Origin of the sequence: Allomuricauda sp. NFXS6 (assembly GCF_040148835.1) — a bacterium.
Lineage (GTDB): Bacteria > Bacteroidota > Bacteroidia > Flavobacteriales > Flavobacteriaceae > Flagellimonas.
In genome coordinates this window covers 82,642-102,628 of the sequence record NZ_JAGEMG010000009.1, presented here as the reverse complement: position 1 = coordinate 102,628, position 19,987 = coordinate 82,642, and the positions used below count along the sequence as shown (strand labels likewise).

The window sequence follows — 19,987 nt, the reverse complement described above, 5'->3', positions numbered from 1 at the left end:
AGATGCTTCGACTGCGCTCAGCATGATATCTCCAAATTAACAATATGGCATCACTCAAAAAATTACTCAAATCCAAAGACTACATTAAAATACCTTTGGCATTTACCGAAACCAACCACTTTGAACTCGTAGCAACCATCAATGGGGTTACGGGAAAGTTCATCTTGGACACGGGCGCATCCAACACTTGTGTGGGGATGGACAAAATCGAGTTTTTTGAAATGGCTTCCGAGGCTACGGACATTAAAGCTGCTGGAGCCGGCGCCACCGAAATGGAAACTCTGATCTCCAACAAAAACAAAATCCAGATCGGGGATTGGAAAAAGAAAAAGCAGAAAGTGGTCCTTTTTGACCTTACCCACGTGAACCAAGCTTTGATTGCACATAATGCATTGCCCGTAGATGGCATTATCGGTGCCGATATCCTTAAAAAAGCCAAGGCCGTAATCGACTACAATAAAAAATGCCTCTACTTAAAAAAGTAAAGGCATTTTCCAGTTGGATATCCTCAATGTTTGTTGGGTAAAACCGTCAGTTCGAGTTTTTTCCTAAAGAAAAAGTATCGAGAACAAGGTTTTTCCAATCTGATTCTCGATACAATTTTTCGATACTATGCATCAAAAAATCACTCGAATTGACAAGTTATTGCCTAAATCAGTAATTTATTAACCTCTCGACAACGTTCGAGGCAACATTATCTTATAGTTCCAACGCTTTTTTCACGTTGCCGTCCATCAACAATTCTTCTGGACTTTCCAAGGCTTCCTTAACAGCAACCAAGAATCCAACGGATTCCTTACCATCAATAATTCTGTGATCGTAAGATAGCGCTACGTACATTACCGGTGCAATGGCAATCGCTCCATCTCTAACAATGGCACGTTCCACAATATTGTGCATCCCCAAAATTGCACTTTGCGGTGGGTTGATGATCGGAGTGGACAACATGGAACCGAATACCCCCCCATTAGTAATGGTAAAGGTACCTCCCGTCATTTCATCCACAGTGATTTCACCTTCCCTGGCACGGATAGCCAAACGTTTTACTTCGGATTCGATTCCTCTGAACGTCAAGTTCTCCGCATTTCTGATTACGGGAACCATCAAACCTTTAGGCCCGGACACCGCAATACTGATATCACAGAAATCATAGGTAATCATTTCCTTGCCATCGATCATCGAGTTCACGGATGGATACATTTCCAAAGCCCGAATCACAGCTTTGGTAAAAAAGGACATAAACCCAAGACTCACACCATGCTTCTCCTTGAACTGTTCTTTGTATTCGCTACGCAATTCAAAGATGGCGGACATGTCCACTTCGTTGAAGGTGGTCAGCATCGCGGTCTCGTTCTTTGCAGAAACCAATCGCTCGGCCACTTTTCTGCGCAGCATCGACAATTTGGAACGGCTTTCACCACGATTGCCCCCTGTTGGTGTTCCCATAGCAGGTTTTGCCTTTACAGCATCATCCTTGGTGATACGCCCATCTTTTCCACTACCGGAAACCGATGATGGGTCAATCCCTTTTTCGTCCAATATTTTCTTTGCCGCTGGTGATGGCGTCCCAGAAGCATAGCTTTCCTTTTTGGGCTCCTCTTTCTTAGGTGCTTCCTTTTTAGGTTCTTCCTTTTTTGGCTCTTCTTTTTTACCGGATGAGCTTGATGAACCTTCGGGTTTTTCAGCACTTGTATCGATGAGGCAAACCACCTCGCCAACGGCTACGGCGTCCCCCACTTCGGCCTTAAGGGTAATAATTCCACTCTCCTCGGCCGGAAGCTCCAAAGTTGCCTTGTCCGAATCAACTTCGGCTATGGCTTGGTCTTTCTCTACATAGTCACCATCCTCAACCAACCAATCGGCGATTTCAACCTCTGTAATGGATTCCCCTGGTGAGGGAACTTTCATTTCTAAAACCATTCTGTTATAGTTTATACTTGAATTATCTTAATTTCATATTATCCTTGCTCTTGTCAAAAACGTAGTCCAACACCTCGGCATGACGTCTTTTTGAGCGCACGGCACTACCTGCTGCCGGAGCGCCATAAAATCTGCGGGATGCCACCCTAAATTGTTTGGCCTCGTCCAAATGCATCAGCATATGGCTCCAAGCCCCCATGTTCCGTGGTTCTTCTTGGGCCCAAACAATATCGTCGGCATTCTTGTATTTTTTAATAATGCTTCGTATTTCCTTTACTGGTAACGGGAACAATTGTTCCAAACGCACCAAGGCCACATCATCTCTTTTCAGCTCTTCCTTTTTATCTAAAAGGTCGTAATAGAATTTACCGGTACAGAACACCAATGTTTTTACTTTGGTCGCTTTGGCCCCTGCATCATCTATCACCATTTGGAAACTTCCCTTGGCCATTTCCTCCTTGGTGGACACCACTTTTGGGTGCCTCAACAAACTTTTAGGCGTAAATACCACCAATGGCTTACGGAACTTGGCTTTCATTTGTCTACGGAACAAGTGGAACAGGTTAGCTGGCGTAGTCACATCTGCCACGAACATATTATCCTTGGCGCAGAGTTGCAGGTATCTTTCCATACGAGCTGATGAGTGTTCCGCTCCTTGACCTTCGTAACCGTGAGGCAATAAGAGCACCAATCCGTTTTGCAACTTCCATTTGTCTTCTGCAGAAGATAAATATTGATCTATGATAATTTGGGCTCCATTACTGAAATCCCCAAACTGTGCCTCCCAGATGGTCAATGTATTTGGACTTGCCATGGCGTATCCATAATCAAATCCCATTACGGCGTATTCTGATAGTAGCGAGTTGTAAATATGGAACTTTCCGTTTTGGTTATCTCCCATTTCGTTCAACAATACTACTTCTTCCTCGTGCATTTCGGTTTTGATGACGGCGTGTCTGTGCGAAAAGGTTCCTCGTTCCACATCTTGTCCTGTCATACGAACATCGTAACCTTCTTCTATCAAGGATCCATAGGCCAAAAGTTCGCCCATGGCCCAATCGAGCTTATTGTCCTCAAAATACATTTTGTGGCGACCTTCCACCAATCGCACCAATTTTCTCAGAAACTTTTTATCCTCCGGAAGCTTGGTAATGCTTTTGGCTACTTCATCCAATTTTTTGAGGTCGTAAGAAGTATCCATAGGTTTCAACATCACCTCTTCGGTAACTTGTTCAAAACCTTCCCACTCATCTTTCATGAAAGGGGTAATTCTGGTCTTCTCTATTTTACGGGAATCCATAAGATTTTCCTCAAGATCGTTCTTATATTTTTCTTCGAGCTCCTTTACGTAGTTCTCGTCAATAACGCCTTCTGCTATCAACTTCTCTGCGTAGATATCACGAGGGTTCTTATGCTTGGAGATGGATTTGTACAAAAGTGGCTGGGTAAACTTAGGTTCGTCACCCTCGTTATGCCCATACTTTCTATAGCCCAACAAATCCAGGAAAATATCACGCTTGTAACGCATCCTGTATTCCAACGCAAAGGTGGTGGCATGCACTACGGCCTCGGCATCATCGGCATTTACGTGAAGTACGGGCGATAGCGTTACTTTCCCGACATCGGTACAATAGGTGGATGACCTTGCATCCAAATAGTTCGTGGTAAACCCGATTTGGTTATTCACTACAATATGAATGGTTCCGCCTGTGGTATACCCATCCAAACGAGCCATTTGAATCACTTCGTACACGACTCCTTGGGCAGCAAAAGCGGCATCCCCATGGATTAAGATCGGCAGCACTTCAGAAATTTCATCACTGTGATCTCGATCTTGCTTGGCCCTGGCTATACCTTCAACAATAGAGTTTACGGTTTCCAAATGCGATGGGTTCGGGGCAATGTTCATATTGACCATTTTCCCGGAATCAGTCTCTCGTTTTGAAGTCCAGCCCAAATGATATTTTACGTCACCATCAAAAATGGTCTCTTCGTAATCCTTACCATCAAACTCGCTAAAGATATCTTTGGGTGATTTCCCGAAAATATTGGTCAAAACGTTCAAACGACCTCTGTGGGCCATCCCTACCACAAATTGTTTCACACCTTTATCGGCTGCTTTTTCAATGATTACGTCCAAAGCAGGAATCAAGGATTCGCCACCTTCCAATGAAAACCGTTTTTGTCCCACATATTTGGTATGCAAAAAGTTTTCGAAAGAAACGGCCTCGTTCAATTTTCTGAGAATATTCTTTTTCTCCTCTGCGGTGTAATTGGGGTGATTATCGTTCTTATTGAGCCAATCCTGAATCCACTGGATTCGTTCAGGGGTTCGGATATACATGTACTCCACTCCAATCGCATCGCAATAGATACTCTCCAAGTGACTGATAATTTTTTTGAGCGACGCCGGGCCAATGCCCAATATCTTTCCTGCATCAAAAACAGTATCCAAATCCTCTTGGCTCAAGCCAAAATTGTCGATGTCCAAGGTAGGGACATACTTTCTTCGCTCCCTAACCGGATTGGTTTCGGTAAAGAGGTGTCCACGGGAACGGTAACCATCGATAAGTCGAATTACCTGAAACTCCTTTTGTAGGGCCTCCGGCATTTCCACTTTCCTGCCATTGGAAAGCACGACCATTCCGCCTTTGTCAGATTCAATTCCCAAATCTTCGAGGGAACCTTCCAAACCAAAATCAAATCCTTGAAAAAAAGCCCTCCAACTGGGCTCTACATTATCGGGATTCGTTAGATATTTTTCGTATTGCTCCGCAAAAAACGAGGTGTGCGCAGCGTTTAAAAATGAATATTTGTCCATTCTTTGTGTTTCTCCAAAACTTTATGGAAAATTTTGTCAAAAATACGGGTTTTAGCATTTATATGCTTGTATTCCCTTTAATTTCTTACTCAAATTTACAACTATATCACAGAATAAACAGCAAAGCAATAAAAATGAAATTTTTAACTGAAATTAACAGTGAAAACTAAAAATAATTTAACTTGGACATCCAGCTAAACCAACTGAACATGTCCAAACTTAAAAATCGATACCTTTCCCTTGATGTTTTCAGGGGCTTGGATGTTGCTCTAATGATCATTGTCAACTCACCCGGCAACTGGTCTACCACATTTTCACCATTGTTGCATGCCGAATGGAACGGTTTTACGTTGACCGATCTTGTTTTCCCCACTTTTTTGTTCGTGGTGGGAAATTCCATGAGCTTCAGCATGAAAAAGTATGAAAGCATGGGCAACCCTGCTTTTTTTAAGAAGGTTCTGAAGCGAACTGCCATTATCTTTTTATTGGGCTTTTTAATGTATTGGTATCCGTTTTTTGATGATGGCCAGTTAAAACCATTTTCGGAAACTAGGGTTTTCGGGGTTTTGCAACGTATTGCCTTGTGCTATATGTTCGCATCCATAATCCTTCACTTTGTGAAGACCAAAACCGCTATATGGCTGAGCGTTACCTTTTTAGTAGGCTACCATCTTATTTTAATTGGTTTTGGCGACCTAACCTTGACCGGGAACGCTGTTCTAAAATTGGACGAGTGGCTTATCGGCGCCAACCATATGTACCATGGAGAAGGTATCGCTTTTGACCCCGAGGGATTTTTGAGCACACTTCCTGCCATAGTCAATGTCATCATCGGTTACTTGGCGGGTAGATTTATTCAGAATAACGGTCAAAACTTTGAAACGGTAGCCAAATTGATGATGTTCGGGTTTGTACTGGTCTTCGCAGGCTTGGCATGGGATCTTGTTCTGCCCATCAATAAAAAACTTTGGACAAGCTCCTTTGTACTGCTCACCTGTGGTATCGACCTTTTTGCCATTGCCATACTTATTTATATCCTTGATATGAAAAAGGCGAAAAGCTGGAGCTACTTTTTTGAAGTGTTCGGTAAAAATACCTTGTTTATTTATCTATTATCGGAACTGTTCATCATCACTCTTTTTGCTATCGATGTTAACGGGGAATCGCTTTACAGATGGATTGCCGACAATGTTTTCATATCGTGGTCAGGCGGCCACGTGGGCTCATTATTATTTGCCCTTTGGATTATGCTGACTTGTTGGCTCGTGGGTTACATTATGGACAAAAGAGGCATTTACGTGAAGGTCTGACCAAAGGTCAACTGCTATATTTGGCTTTGTACCATACTTTTTGCCATTCCCTTTTCAATAATAAAAAAGATACCTCCGCCGAAATATCAACGACATCCGACGGGGTTATTTTTTTTACCTCGCTCTCCGCTATATCCACTACATATAATAGGTTGAGATATTCCGGGAACTTTTCCACGATCAAGTAATAAACCTTTTCGTGGATGGTACTTTTAAGTTGCTCGGGAGTAATGTCCAAGGGAATATTGATGGGCACATTGGCCAATTCAAAATCCTTTTTTAATTGTTGCAACAATTTTAGATAGAGTTGTTCTTTCTGGACTGCTTCCAGCAACTCCATACTGGTTGTAAAGTTGGATAGCATACCCTATTTACGTGAAAAATACAGTTTGGGATTATGGCGCCCTAACTTCTTACGATTTTTTCCCACTCCCAGGCAGATTTCATAGCGTCATCGAGACTGGATTTTGCTTTCCATCCCAAGACCTCGTTTGCTTTTTTAGTATCAGCATAAGCCTGGATTACGTCCCCTGGTCTTCTGTCCACTATTTTATAGTTCAACTTTTCACCGGAAACGCGCTCAAAACTCTGGATGACTTCCAACACTGAACTTCCTTTTCCGGTACCCAGATTGAACACTTCGTAATTGCTTTCATTTTTACCCTTCAGAAGGCGCTGTAATGCGGCTACATGTGCCTTTGCCAAATCTACCACATGGATATAATCCCTTATACAAGTGCCATCTTCGGTAGGATAATCATCTCCAAAAACAGAAAGTTGCTCACGCAGTCCAATCCCGGTTTGGGTAATAAAGGGCACCAAGTTTTGTGGTACTCCAATGGGAAGTTCCCCTATTTTCCCCGATGGGTGCGCGCCTATCGGATTAAAATAACGTAAAGCGATGGCTTTCAAATCTGGGTTCACCTTGCAAGTATCCCGAATGATTTCTTCGCCGACTTGCTTGGTATTGCCGTAAGGCGATTCGGCAGGCTTTACAGGAGCAGCTTCGGTAATCGGCATTGTATCGGCTTGCCCATATACAGTGCATGAACTACTAAAGATAAAACTTGCCCTGCCTTTTTTCTTTAACTCTTGAAGAATATATACCAACACCCCAAGATTGTTCTCGTAATACAAAAGTGGCTTTTCCACACTTTCACCTACCGCTTTTGAAGCTGCAAAATGAATTACCCCGGCAACATCGCTGTGCTTTTGAAAGAAATCTTGCACCTTGGGTTTATTACGTAGGTCGAATTGCTCAAAAATCGGTTTTTTGCCTGTGATGGCCTCGATACCATCCAATACATCAAGGGAGGAATTGGAAAGGTTGTCCACAATGACCACCTCAAATCCTTCATTTTGCAATTCAACAACGGTGTGCGACCCTATAAAGCCCAACCCACCTGTTACAAGTATTTTCATCAATAGGATTTTTTTATTAAACGAATCTTTCGCTTGATATTTTCATTCTCAGGAGAGAACTTCATTCCTCGGTTAAGGATATTAATGGCACTTTCTTTTTGCCCGTTTCGATAAAAATAGGCCCCAGCTTCACCGTAAGCCTCTCCAATGGCTCTATGGTCAAAATCGGTGCTCTCTCGGTTTTCATCTCCCAAAATTCCTTCCAATTGAAGAAGATATCCCTGCGCAGCATCATTTTTGTTGTTATGAAAACTGTTGGCAGCCAAAAAAGAATATAAGTATACCTGATACCTTTGGTAAATGCCAAACTCCTCTAAAAAAGGATACTTCTCCAACAATTCATCAAGCTCTACGAGCCTTATTGCCGAAACGTTCTTGAGGGCCATTTTTTCAATCTCAGCTAGGGCAATGTAATTTTTGGCATCAATATCATCAGGGCTGATTTTATAAATTTTTTCAGCATACATAAGGGCTTCTGAAGTTCTTTGGTATTTATGGGCTCTTTCCGCTTCATAGGAGTACAGCACAACCAACAGCTCGTTCCTTAATTTTAAATCATAAATTTTGTTCAATTTGGATTCAACGCGCTCTAAATTATCCTCTTCCCAATTTTCATTGGATAAAATGTTATGCAATTTATATTTCAAATAATCAGTATCATCAGAAATTTTAGCGTATGAGACCAACCACTTAAAGTTTTCAATATCTGAAAAATCCACTTGATCCATTAAAAGGCTCAAAACACCTTCATTGAATATTTCTGTTTTTTTGTTTTTGTAAACCACACTTGACTTGAGCATATTCTCGTATGCCAATTCAAACTTTGAATCATTAAGGAATATAATACCTTTATTATAATATTGAATCCCGACCAAATCCTTTTTAGTTATATTTTCATCTCCATAATAATAATCATTGTAGGCTTTGTTGTAACCTATAGAGCTAACTTGTTCGGCAGTGTAAATCTTCAAATCCACTAATTCATCCACCGCTCTTTTCATCATTGACTCTGATGGCACATATGAGCCCGCCTTGCCTGGCAGTGTTGTTTCAACAAGAATATTATATTCTTGGGGGTATGCCACCAAAAAGACATGGATTGGTGTTTCTTTAATTTGATACGGAACCCCAAAAAAATCAAAAGCATAAGCATAAAGAGCTGTTCCCGACACACAATTATAAGTCGCTGACTCAAAAATGTCCGGGAAATAGGCGTCTAATTCGTATTTTCTAAAAAAACGGTCATGAACCTTATTAAAAATATATTTAACCTTCTTCTTACTATTATACCTATCTATTCTTTCCTTTAAGCCAATGAGATAGTCATCAATTTCCATCTTGATTTCATTGGATTTCTCAAAGGTCATTGTGGAATCGATAGCAAGCAAAACCGTTATGAAATCCTTATTCGGTTTGTCCAGAGCGTAATGTTCAAACTGTTCTTTCTCAAAAACCGAATTGTAACCCAGCTCCATTGAATCCAAAACAGTTTGGCTTGACAAAGCAAAGCAGATAAACAAAAATAGAATAAGAAAGTAATTACGCATTATTTACAAACTCAATCACCAAACTGGTTATGAAATCAATTTGCTCATCATCCAACTCTGTATGCATCGGGAGTGAAATCACCTCTTTCACCAACTGATTGGTCACAGGGAAATCATCTTCATTGTAACGTTCATCGGCATAGGCTTTCTGCTTGTGCAATGGAACTGGATAATAGACACCACAAGGAACGTCATTATCATTTAAATGTTTTACGAGCTCGTCACGTTTACCGTTGGTGATTCTCAGGGTATACTGGTGGAAGACATGACAGTCACAAACACTTTTTTCCATTTCGCAACCACAGGATATTTTAGGCACCACAATATGCTCCTGGCCTTTGAACGCCTTGGTATATTTTGATGCAGCCTCCCAACGTTTTTGGTTGTAAAAGTCCAATTTGGGCAATTTTGACCTTAAAACAGCAGCTTGGATGGAGTCCAGACGAGAGTTTACACCAACTACATCGTGATAATATCGTTCGTACATACCATGGTTAACAATGCCCCGAATAATATGGGCCAGGTCGTCATCGTTGGTAAAAATGGCACCGCCATCGCCGTAACAGCCCAAATTTTTAGACGGAAAAAAAGAGGTTGCTCCCACATGGCCAATGGTCCCAGCTTTTTGCTTGGAGCCATCTTTGAAAAAATACGAGCCTCCAATGGCTTGGGCATTGTCTTCAATTACATACAAATCGTGCTTTTTCGCCAATGCCATAATCTCGTCCATATTGGCGCATTGGCCAAATAGGTGAACGGGCACGATGGCCTTTGTTTTTGATGTGATGGCCTTTTCAATGGCTTTTACATTTATATTAAAGGTATCTGGCTCCACATCTACGAGCACAGGCGTCAATTGCAACAGACCGATCACTTCTACGGTGGCAGCAAAAGTAAAGTCGGCCGTGATTACCTCATCACCTGGCTGCAATCCCAGTCCCATCATACATATTTGAAGCGCATCGGTTCCATTGGCACACGGAATCACATGCTTTACATCCAAATACTCCTCCAACTCATTTTGGAACGCCTTTACGTGCGGGCCATTTATAAATGCCGAAGAATCCAAGATATCCAAAATAGCTTCATTGACCTCGGTTTTTATACCTTCATATTGACCTTTTAGGTCAACCATTTGTATTTTTTTCATCCCAATAAATTAATACGTCAAAATTAAGAAATAAAGATGCCATAATGGTCTCTGACCGAAAGAATGTATTTTAGCAAAAAATGATGCCCTTGCGTTTACTTTACAACATTCTGATCAACATAGCTTGGCTTGGCCTTAAAGTGGTGGCACTTTTTAATGCCAAGATCAAATTGTTCGTGCAGGGCAGAAAGCAAACTTTTTCAATTCTTGAGGAGCGACTCAGATATGCTGACAAGACCATTTGGATGCACGTGGCCTCCTTGGGCGAGTTTGAGCAAGGTCTGCCCATTTTGGAAAGATTGCGAACCGAATACCCCGAACACAGGCTGGTCCTTAGTTTTTTTTCGCCCTCGGGCTATGAGGTAAAGAAGAATACCTCAGTTGCCGATGCGGTCATATACCTACCTATGGACAGCAATTACAAAGCGAAGCGTTTTTTGGAGCTTGTAAACCCGGAACTGGCCATTTTTGTGAAATACGAGGTGTGGCCCAATTACCTTCACCACCTCCAAAAAAGAAACATTCCGACCCTTTTGGTATCCGCTATTTTTTCCGAGAGACAGGTTTACTTTAAACCTTTTGGTGGATTTATGCGAAAGAGCCTTGGTAAATTCGACCATTATTTTGTGCAAGATGAAAACTCCAAAAAGCTTTTGGCATCCATCGGGATAAAAAAAATCACGGTCAGCGGTGATACCCGGCTAGATCGCGTTTCCGAAATTCTGAAGCAGAACAATCAGTTGGATTTTATGGATCGCTTCAAGAACAATCAATTATGCTTAGTAGCGGGAAGTACATGGCCCGAGGATGAGCAAATCCTCATCAACTATATCAACAATACTAACGAAAAGGTAAAAGTCGTCATCGCGCCCCACGAAATAAAGCCTGCCCACATTGCCAAAATCACCTCGGCCCTCAACAAAAAAACGCTGTGTTATTCGGATTTAGGGAATCAAAATTTAAAAGAAATCGAGGTTCTTATCATAGATACCATTGGGCTTTTGACCAAAATTTACAGCTATGCCAACATTGCTTATGTAGGTGGCGGCTTTGCTACTGGTCTGCACAATACCATGGAACCTGCCGTGTTTGGCATTCCCATTATCATCGGGCCACAATTTCTGGGTTTTAAGGAGGTGGAAGACTTGGTAAAAGAAGGTGGCATTATGCCCATTTCCAACCAAGATAGCTTTAACAACTTGATGGGCGACCTGTTGAACAATCCTATTTCCATTAGGAATATTGGGGATATCAACGCTAATTATATCAATTCCAACAGAGGTGCTGCCGACCTGATCATGAAGCATATTTCCAAGATTATGTAAATTTTGGTTAGCTTTAGCAAAATTCATCCTGTATGGACAAGCGTATTTTCAGAATTTCATTGACGGCGGCCCTAGCGGGCTTTTTGTTTGGGTTTGACACGGTGGTCATCTCAGGGGCCAATCAACCCATAAAAGAAATTTGGGACACCAACTGGTTTTTGGGCGATTCCATTTTTACTTTCCATGGTATTTTTATTATGTCCATGGCACTATGGGGAACGGTTTTGGGTTCGCTGGTCGGCGGTATCCCTACGGATAGGCTCGGCAGAAAAAAGACCTTGTTCTGGATAGGTGTGTTGTATTTTGCATCGGCCCTCGGTTCTGCCATTGCCCCAGAGCCTTTAAGTTTTTCGCTCTTCAGATTTATCGGAGGTGTTGGCGTTGGCATCTCTTCCGTGGCTGCACCGGTCTATATTTCGGAGATTTCCACTGCCCAGACACGGGGAAGGTTAACGGCCATGTACCAGTTCAACATTGTTTTTGGTATTTTGGTTGCTTTTATATCCAATTACCTCATTGGCATCATGTTCGACGATAGCATAGCTTGGCGCTGGATGTTGGGCGTTGAAGCCATCCCAGCGCTTATCTACACCATTATGGTCTTTAAAATACCGAACAGCCCTCGATGGTTGTTAATGAAAGATCGAGCGGACGCAGTAGTTATGGAATCCATAACCCTTTTGGGCATTGCAAAGGACAAGGCCTCCCTGCACTTGGAACAAATTAAAATTGCCATTGTCGAGACTAAGGGAAAGAAAAGTGAAAGCTTGTTTTCCGGGCGATATAACAAACCGCTGATGTTGGCCTTTCTGATTGCATTTTTTAATCAGTTATCGGGTATAAATTTTGTGTTGTACTATGCCCCTGAAATATTGGAGCGGGCGGGCCTTGCTTCTGGTGAATCACTTTTTAGTTCCATATCCATAGGCGTAATTAATTTGATTTTCACCTTTGTGGGCATTTCATTGATCGACAAACTGGGAAGAAAGCAATTGATGTATATTGGCTCTATTGGCTATATAGTGAGTTTGGCCATGGTGGGCTGGTGCTTCTATTCCGGGGCCAGCTCCGTGTTGCTGCTCACGTTTATATTGATTTTTATTGCATCACATGCCGTGGGACAGGGCGCCGTTATTTGGGTATTCATTTCTGAAATATTCCCCAACAACGTCCGCTCCTACGGACAGTCCTGGGGGACGGGTACACATTGGATTTTTGCCGCCTTGATCACCTTGTTGACACCGACCTTTTTAGATGCCGAAATTGGTATATTCAAGGACAATCCGTGGCCTATTTTTATCTTTTTTGCCGTAATGATGGTGCTTCAATTGCTTTGGGTGATTTTTATGATGCCCGAGACCAAAGGAATCACCTTGGAGGAACTTGGAAAACTACTGAGCAGAAAGCAAAATGAATCCAATTAATTGGTTTACAGCATATGCCAAAAAAACATCCGTTAATCGATCAGTGAACCGTACCGTAATGGAAATACGCAAATAATTCCTTAAATTGATGCAAATTACACTATTATGGCAAATGAAATTAGCATAGGAAACAAACTCATGGTCGGGTTTTTACGAATCATGGTTTTTATATTGATCGTAATATTGATAGCAATCCCTGTTTTGATTGCACTGGACTTTTTAGGTGTTTTGGAAGCTATGGGGCTTTCGAATTAAAAATCACATCCTCTTTACCCATTGACTTGGTCACCACCTTTACGTAGGAATCGATTGTCCTGTTAATATTTTCAGGCTCGGTGACATCCACCTCACCTCTCCAAATTAGTTCTATTTCTTTTCCGACACAAATGCAGTATAAAGAGGTCTCTGCATGGTAAATATTGAAGCTATCGTAGTATTCCGGATCGTAGTATATATCTTGATGTTCCAAATAATCGTTGCTAAAACGAACAAGCATTTTGTCCACATCATTAATATGCTCCTTGAAGGTTCTTCTATTCTCGGTACCGACCACTTTAGTGAATAAAATGGCATCAAACCCTTTATCCAATAATTGTTGCTCAACTTCCAACAACTCCTCTTCGGATCTTTGGGAAGAAGTAAATTCAACATCAAAAAGGTCGATGCTGCGCACGGCATCCACACCCTGGTTCTTCAAAGCATCTACAAACCTGCTTTCGAACTCCATCCTTGTATTGTCATCCTGTATCATCCCAACAACCAAAACCTGGTAGGCATCAAAAATTACGTTATCTGGATTTTTCCAAGTACTCACCAATCTAGTGGAGGAACACCCCATAAGGAGCAGTAGGCCTATACTAATCAATTTAAGTTTCATCACCGTGGTTTTATAGATTTATGCGCAGCATAGATCTAATTTATTAATGTGCAGTAAATGTAGCTTGCCTTTTTTCAAGCTGCCTTCTCAAATCCTCTATGGTTTTGGACATCGACTTTTCAAAATCATCGGTATCGGACTTGGCAAAGATTCTGGGCCCTGGGGCACTCAGTTCAATTTCGCAAATCTTGCCTTCCCCAGTTCTATCGTTCTCGGTTTTAAAAAGCACGTTGGCTTTTATCAACCAGCTATATTTAGTCTCCAATCCCTCCAATTTTTTCATCAACAATTCGGTTAACGAATCACTGGTCATCATCTTTTGATATTGAACATGTACTTCCATAATTATTGTTTTGATTATTTTCAAATCTATGACTAGTAAAGATAAAATTTAATGACAATTGTCATTAAATATCGTTCTTACCCCAAAGAAAATGGTTGTCCGGTACTCTGTAGCACAGAGAACCAGAACTCCCCTTCCAAGTCAATTTTCTTTCTTTTTTTGGTCACTTCGGAAATAGGCACATAAACATATCTGTTATTTACTTTGCTGACCACACATTTGGTTTTTCCCGCCATGGCTCCATGCACTGCATGATAGGCCAATCGGCTACAGTAAACACTGTCCCTGGAATTGGCAGGTGCACATCTGATGATATAACTTGGGTCTATATATTTTATAGTTACTGGTATTTTACCTTTAAAGTGCTCTGATATTTTTTCCTTCAGGAAAACACCGATATCCTGGTGCTGTACATTTCCGGATGCATCCGTAACGACCTTCTTATCTTTGAACAGTTGCTGCCCCGCACCTTCTGCCACAACGATCACGGCATGCTTTTTTTGACTCAGGCGTTCTTCCAGAACTTTTAAGAAACCTCCTTCTCCATCGAGGGCAAAATCCATTTCCGGAATCAGAACAAAATTTACCACAGGCATGGCCAAAGAAGCTGAAGCTGCTATAAAACCACTGTCCCTTCCCATTAATTTGATAATGGAAATACCATTATAAGCCCCTGTAGCTTCATTATGGGCATCTCTTAAGATAGGACTGGCCACATCAAAAGCGGTCTCAAAACCAAAGGACTCATCGATTAGGTCAATATCGTTATCGATGGTCTTTGGAATCCCCATCACACTGATTTTGGCATTTCTCTTGGAAATTTCATCTCCCAAAGCGTTTACGCCCTTTAAAGTTCCATCACCTCCGATGGCAAATAGCATATCCACCATATTATCTTGCAGTGTATCGACCATCACAGAAACATCTTGCGCACCTCGGGACGAGCCTAAAAAAGTACCTCCGAATTGATGGACATCCTTTACTTTTTCCGGCGTCAATTCTATAAGTTCATGTCCTTTTTCAGGATTCAATCCTTCATAACCATATGGTATCCCAATGATTTTTTTAACCCCATAAAAATAATGCAAGGCCATTACCAAACCTCTGATCACATTATTGATGCCAGGGCATAATCCACCGCAAGTGACTATGGCAGCTGTCGTATTCTTGGTATCAAAAAAAATGTCCTGTCTTGGACCTGCCTTTTCCATACAAACAGGTTCCTCCCCATCATTTAAACATTGATTGTAGTATTCCATGGAAAGATCGAACACCAATCGGTCCGTCTCGCTCACAAAGTTGAATATATGATCTCCCTTTACAGTACTAAGTTGAAGGGGCGACTTGTATTCAGACGCCCCTAAACTTTCTATGTTAAATCTGTTTATATTGCTCACTTTTGTTAAATCTTTATAGATGTTCTGTCAAGCTGTGATGCGAATCAATAAGCGGTCCTCCATTTATGATTTCGTCCGACGCCTGACTGGCGAATTTATCAAAATTTATATGAAACGAGTGCGCCAACTGGATGGCCTTGCTCACGTAAGCTCCTTTTTGCAACCAAGTGTTCATTGGGTCCAATAACTCTACCGGCACACCTGGACAATATTTTGGCATGAACAGCCCAAAAATAGGGTGCGTATGAAATTCCACATCGTCCAATTTACCTTCGAGAATTGCAGAAATCATGGCTCTTGTATATTTAAGCTTGATTCTGGATCCCACTCCATAAGGCCCCCCACTCCAACCTGTGTTAATCAACCAAACGTTCACGCCAGATGCCTTCATTTTTTCACTCAACATTTCTGCATAAACGGTTGGGTGCAAGGGCATAAATGGTTCTCCAAAACATGCGGAAAACGATGGGACTGGTTCGGTAATACCTGCTTCGGTCCCTGCCACTTTAGCCGTGTAGCCCGAAATAAAATGGTACGCTGCCTGACCTGGTGTCAATTTGGATACCGGAGGCAATACACCAAAGGCATCACAAGTTAAGAAAAAGATATTTTTGGGATTGGAGGCGTAGGATGGCTCCTGAATGTTATCGATATGGAAAATAGGATAACTGACCCTGGTGTTTTGGGTGATAGTACTATCAAAATAATCCACTTCTTTGGTTCCTTCCTTGAACACTATGTTCTCCAACAAGGCTCCAGGCCGAATCGCTCGATAAATATCGGGCTCTTTCTCCTCTGTAAGGTCGATTACCTTTGCGTAGCAACCTCCTTCAAAATTAAAAATGGTGTCTTCCTTGGTCCAACCATGCTCATCATCCCCGATAAGTTTTCGGTCCGGGTCGGCCGACAAGGTTGTTTTACCTGTTCCGGAAAGCCCAAAGAAAATTGCAGTATCCCCATCCTCGCCCACATTGGCGGAGCAGTGCATAGGAAGCACTTCCTTTTCGGTAGGGAGAATAAGGTTTAATGCGGAAAAAATACCTTTTTTCATTTCTCCAGTATAGGCCGAACCGGCTACCAATGCAATTTTCTTGGTAAAGTTGAGTATGGAAAAATTTCCGCTCAATATGCCGTATTCCGATGGATTCTTTGCTTCATAACCGGGAGCACATACTACCAACCACTCTTCCTCAAAATTCTCGAGCTCGCTTTCGTCCAAGCGCAGAAACATGTTTTTGATGAAGTAGCTGGACCATGGGTATTCTGTAATGGTCCTTACGTTCATTCTATATTTTGGGTCGGCGCACACATAGGCATCCCGAACAAAAACTTCTTTTCCGTCAAGATATTTGGTTACCTCATCATACAGTTTATCGAAGTTTTCTGGAGACACCGGTTTATTGATTCTTCCCCACCAAACTTTGTCCTTGGTGTAATCATCTTTTACCAAAAAACGGTCTTTTGGCGACCTTCCGGTAAACTTCCCGGTATTAACACTTAGGGTTCCGTTTTCGGTCTCTACCCCCATGTCCTTTTCCAGTGTTAATTTTTGTAACGTTTCGGCATCAAGATTCCATTGTGCCCGGACATTTTTTATTCCATACTTACTGAGGTCTTTGGTTGTGCTCATATCTGTTGTTTAAAGTGGTTAAAAGCTCCATATCCATGGAACCAATACTAATGTTGCTATAAAGAAAAGTAGGAGCAAAGGCCCGCCTACTTTTACGTAATCAATAAATCTATACCCGCCAGCGGCCATCACCATGGCGTTGGTGGTCGTCCCAACCGGGGTCAAAAACGCGGTGGATGCGCTTACGGCAACAGCGATCATAAAAGGCTTTGGCGAAATTCCCAAAGTCATGGACGCCATAATAGCTATCGGTGCCATCAACACTGCCGTTGCCGAATTGTTTATCGCTTGACTAAAGGCTGCGGTCAACAGAAAAATACCTGCCAGCAAAGCTACCGGGTGTATGCTCCCCAAGGTATCCACCAGACTGTTGGCCGCCAATTGTGCCACTCCTGTTTTTTGCAGAGCCAATCCCATTGGAATCATAGCCGCAATCATAACTACACTCGTCCAACTAATTCCTTTGTATGCCCTTGAAATGGGCACACAGCCCGTCAACATCATGATTCCCGCACAAACCAATGCAGCTATGGCTCCCGGCAATATATTAAGCACCAAAAGCAAAACCATCAGTACTAAGGTGCCCAAGGCAATGTAACTTCTTGTAGTCAATTGATCTACATTTTTTGACAATGCTTCGGGACTTCCTGAAATGACCAGGTTTTCGTACATGGATTTCAGTGCAATGATATTTTCCCATTGTCCACGAATCACAAAAGCGTCTCCCGCTTTAATCTTTATTTTTCCAGTTAATGGAGCGTTGTCTCGAGACACTGCCAAGAGTTGTACCCCTGCCTGACGAAGGTAATGGCCCAAATTAATGGTCTTGCCCACAAAGACTGATTTCGGGGTAATAATCATCTCGGCCATACCTACTTCTTGGTTAATGAGTTCCTTTTTGAGCATATCCTTTTCCGGTTTTAAAGGAATTATGCCCAAATGAAACTTCAATACCAATTTATCTACATCCTCTGGCTCACCTTTTACCGTAATGATGTCGTGATAGCGCATTTCGGTATCCAACCCCGGCATTTCGACAAACTGCGGGATTCTATGCAATTTGTTAGGGTGCCTGCGCTTTAATCGCATTACGGAAACCTTATGTTCGCTCTCAAAATTCCAATCGCCTATTTTGGTGTTTATCAATTGTGACATCGATCGGATACGTAACCGGTACAGGTTATCACCAATACTGTAATTCTCTATCCATTTGTGCATTTCTTGATCTATGGCCATGGGCTTGTTGTTCGTCCTATGGCTAGGCAACAACCTGTATCCCACATATCTAAAATAAAGTACGGAAATGATGAGGAGCGGCACACCGATCAATCCAAATTCAAAGAACGAAAAACCTGTAAATTCATTCTGCACCAAGGCGTTGCTTACAATAATGTTCGGGGGCGTGCCTGTTAATGTTAGCAAACCACCCGTATTGGAACCGAAGGCAACGGGAATCAATAATTTTGATGGCAGCGTGCCTGCGTTCCAGGCAGCGGTTACCGTAACCGGCAGTAGTGCTGCAACGGTTCCCGTATTGCTCACAAATCCGGATAACAAACTCGAACCCAAGGTAACGATCACCAATAATCGTGATATGTTCCTTCTAGCCCATTTCACAAAAAACTGTCCTGCCATGGCCGTCCAACCTGTTCTGGAAAGACCCTCTCCTATGATAAAAAGGGCAGCGATCATGATTACCGTTGGATTGCTAAAACCTGCCAAGGTCTCGCTCAAATCCAATATTCCCGTAAGAAAAAGAGAGAGCATAGCCATAAGGGCTACGACGTCCGGAGGAAACTTCCCCCATATAAACAGTAAAATAGTAATACCTAAAATAATCAGCAGTGGCAGCATGCTTTAAGGTCCGTCAAGGTTAGTCCAGGGCCAGTACCGGTATCTCCGAGTGCAGGGTCAACAGTTTTGTCAATCTGCCCTCCGAAGGAGTGCTCTTTTCGGTATGGTTACGTGGCAATATGGTTAACAGGTCAATATTTTTTTGTTTGATGTAATCCAGGATACCCTGCTCTACATCTTTGCTCTTCCTGAAAGTGTGTTCGGCATAAAAATGCTCCAAATAGTACTCCAAGAGCTTTTCGTTGGACTCCTTGATGGCTTCTTCATCATACACCGAATCTTTGTAAATGGTAAGCACATGAACCCTCGCATTAAATGTCCTCGCCACATCCAAAAGTGTTTCCAAGACTTCCTTATCATCAATTTTCTCGCCGCCCATCACCAAGGCAATGTTCTTGGGTTCCTGTATACTTGTTCCATAAGGGATTGAAATAACGGGACAGTTGGCCTCCAACACTAATTTTGATGTATTGGTAATGGCCTCATCGGTGATTTTATCCCCCATGGTGCCCATCATGATCAAGTCTGCATTGCTCCTTTGTTGGGCGGATAGAATGGTGCTGATCACCTCTCCCGTATCCGTAATGAACTTAGGAGTGGTCTTTAACTTAACATCAAAGGAATCCAACAATTTTAAAAAATCCTTTTCCAGCTTTTCGTTATCAGATTCACTAATCGGCATTGTACCCACATACAGACCCAAAATGTTTATCGGTCTTTTGTCTCCTACAAAATTGACTGCGTACTCCAAACCGTTTACCGATGCTTCGGAAAAATCAAAAGGAATTAATATTTTATTTAAACTACTCATACCTAATATATTTATTGATTTCAATTCTACACCAAAAATAAAGTTGTCCCATCACCTAAAATATGACAGAAATCAGGGTTTTCTACTTTTCCACTTTAAAATACCATAAAATCAGCCCCCATAAAAATTTGTGTCGTTATTTTATTGCTACCATAT

At 42.0% G+C, this 19,987-nt stretch carries 17 protein-coding genes; 5 read left to right on the top strand and 12 right to left on the bottom strand.

Translation table 11 applies throughout. The features are described from left to right. The first annotated feature begins 44 nt into the window (after positions 1 to 44). Positions 45 to 485, top strand: a complete 441-nt coding sequence (locus J4E06_RS13840) for a retropepsin-like aspartic protease family protein (RefSeq protein ID WP_349524548.1) — start codon at positions 45 to 47, stop codon at positions 483 to 485. A 214-nt stretch (positions 486 to 699) separates the two neighbouring features. On the opposite strand, the gene odhB is transcribed toward J4E06_RS13840, so the two are convergent. Both odhB and J4E06_RS13830 read right to left on the bottom strand, forming a co-directional pair. Further along, positions 700 to 1,920: a 2-oxoglutarate dehydrogenase complex dihydrolipoyllysine-residue succinyltransferase gene (gene odhB / locus J4E06_RS13835; RefSeq protein ID WP_349524547.1), complete on the bottom strand. Its 1,221-nt coding sequence runs from the start codon at positions 1,918 to 1,920 to the stop codon at positions 700 to 702. Between the two features lie 22 nt (positions 1,921 to 1,942). Then, on the bottom strand, positions 1,943 to 4,741 hold the full coding sequence (locus tag J4E06_RS13830; RefSeq protein ID WP_349524546.1) for a 2-oxoglutarate dehydrogenase E1 component: 2,799 nt from the start codon (positions 4,739 to 4,741) through the stop codon (positions 1,943 to 1,945). Between the two features lie 209 nt (positions 4,742 to 4,950). Between J4E06_RS13830 and J4E06_RS13825 the strand changes: the two genes are divergently transcribed. Then, positions 4,951 to 6,051: an acyltransferase family protein gene (locus J4E06_RS13825; RefSeq protein WP_349524544.1), complete on the top strand. Its 1,101-nt coding sequence runs from the start codon at positions 4,951 to 4,953 to the stop codon at positions 6,049 to 6,051. Positions 6,052 to 6,058: 7 nt separating this feature from the next. On the opposite strand, the gene J4E06_RS13820 is transcribed toward J4E06_RS13825, so the two are convergent. From J4E06_RS13820 to J4E06_RS13805, 4 genes are all read right to left on the bottom strand, one after another. Continuing rightward, positions 6,059 to 6,391: a hypothetical protein gene (locus J4E06_RS13820; RefSeq protein WP_349524543.1), complete on the bottom strand. Its 333-nt coding sequence runs from the start codon at positions 6,389 to 6,391 to the stop codon at positions 6,059 to 6,061. Between the two features lie 65 nt (positions 6,392 to 6,456). Next, positions 6,457 to 7,473 (bottom strand): UDP-glucose 4-epimerase GalE, encoded by a 1,017-nt coding sequence (gene galE / locus J4E06_RS13815; RefSeq protein ID WP_349524542.1) that lies wholly within the window; start codon positions 7,471 to 7,473, stop codon positions 6,457 to 6,459. Then, positions 7,473 to 8,948, bottom strand: a complete 1,476-nt coding sequence (locus tag J4E06_RS13810; protein ID WP_349524541.1) for a hypothetical protein — start codon at positions 8,946 to 8,948, stop codon at positions 7,473 to 7,475. Before J4E06_RS13810 ends, galE begins: the two co-directional genes overlap by 1 nt. A 64-nt stretch (positions 8,949 to 9,012) precedes the next feature. Continuing rightward, on the bottom strand, positions 9,013 to 10,170 hold the full coding sequence (locus J4E06_RS13805) for a DegT/DnrJ/EryC1/StrS family aminotransferase (protein WP_349524540.1): 1,158 nt from the start codon (positions 10,168 to 10,170) through the stop codon (positions 9,013 to 9,015). A gap of 83 nt (positions 10,171 to 10,253) precedes the next feature. Between J4E06_RS13805 and J4E06_RS13800 the strand changes: the two genes are divergently transcribed. The 3 genes from J4E06_RS13800 (at position 10,254) to J4E06_RS13790 (ending at position 13,174) form a co-directional block, all read left to right on the top strand. After that, positions 10,254 to 11,495 carry a 3-deoxy-D-manno-octulosonic acid transferase gene (locus J4E06_RS13800; RefSeq protein WP_349524660.1) on the top strand — a complete coding sequence of 414 codons (1,242 nt, stop codon included), beginning with the start codon at positions 10,254 to 10,256 and terminating at the stop codon, positions 11,493 to 11,495. Between the two features lie 32 nt (positions 11,496 to 11,527). Then, positions 11,528 to 12,919 (top strand): sugar porter family MFS transporter, encoded by a 1,392-nt coding sequence (locus J4E06_RS13795; RefSeq protein WP_349524539.1) that lies wholly within the window; start codon positions 11,528 to 11,530, stop codon positions 12,917 to 12,919. A gap of 105 nt (positions 12,920 to 13,024) precedes the next feature. Next, positions 13,025 to 13,174, top strand: a complete 150-nt coding sequence (locus J4E06_RS13790) for a hypothetical protein (RefSeq protein ID WP_349524538.1) — start codon at positions 13,025 to 13,027, stop codon at positions 13,172 to 13,174. Here the strand turns inward: J4E06_RS13790 and J4E06_RS13785 are convergent. The 6 genes from J4E06_RS13785 to J4E06_RS13760 form a co-directional block, all read right to left on the bottom strand. Continuing rightward, positions 13,155 to 13,796, bottom strand: coding sequence for a hypothetical protein (locus J4E06_RS13785; RefSeq protein WP_349524537.1), 642 nt, complete (start codon positions 13,794 to 13,796; stop codon positions 13,155 to 13,157). The two genes, J4E06_RS13790 and J4E06_RS13785, sit on opposite strands and share 20 nt — an antisense overlap. 43 nt (positions 13,797 to 13,839) lie before the next feature. Further along, complete coding sequence (locus tag J4E06_RS13780; protein WP_349524536.1) at positions 13,840 to 14,139, bottom strand: HPF/RaiA family ribosome-associated protein; 300 nt, start codon at positions 14,137 to 14,139, stop codon at positions 13,840 to 13,842. A 77-nt stretch (positions 14,140 to 14,216) separates the two neighbouring features. Further along, positions 14,217 to 15,536: an ATP-dependent 6-phosphofructokinase gene (locus tag J4E06_RS13775; protein ID WP_349524535.1), complete on the bottom strand. Its 1,320-nt coding sequence runs from the start codon at positions 15,534 to 15,536 to the stop codon at positions 14,217 to 14,219. A gap of 13 nt (positions 15,537 to 15,549) precedes the next feature. Beyond that, positions 15,550 to 17,166 carry a phosphoenolpyruvate carboxykinase (ATP) gene (gene pckA, locus J4E06_RS13770; protein ID WP_349524534.1) on the bottom strand — a complete coding sequence of 539 codons (1,617 nt, stop codon included), beginning with the start codon at positions 17,164 to 17,166 and terminating at the stop codon, positions 15,550 to 15,552. 18 nt (positions 17,167 to 17,184) lie between these two features. Then, positions 17,185 to 19,020, bottom strand: coding sequence for an SLC13 family permease (locus J4E06_RS13765; protein ID WP_349524533.1), 1,836 nt, complete (start codon positions 19,018 to 19,020; stop codon positions 17,185 to 17,187). A gap of 19 nt (positions 19,021 to 19,039) precedes the next feature. Beyond that, positions 19,040 to 19,831: a universal stress protein gene (locus J4E06_RS13760; protein WP_349524531.1), complete on the bottom strand. Its 792-nt coding sequence runs from the start codon at positions 19,829 to 19,831 to the stop codon at positions 19,040 to 19,042. Positions 19,832 to 19,987: the final 156 nt, after the last annotated feature.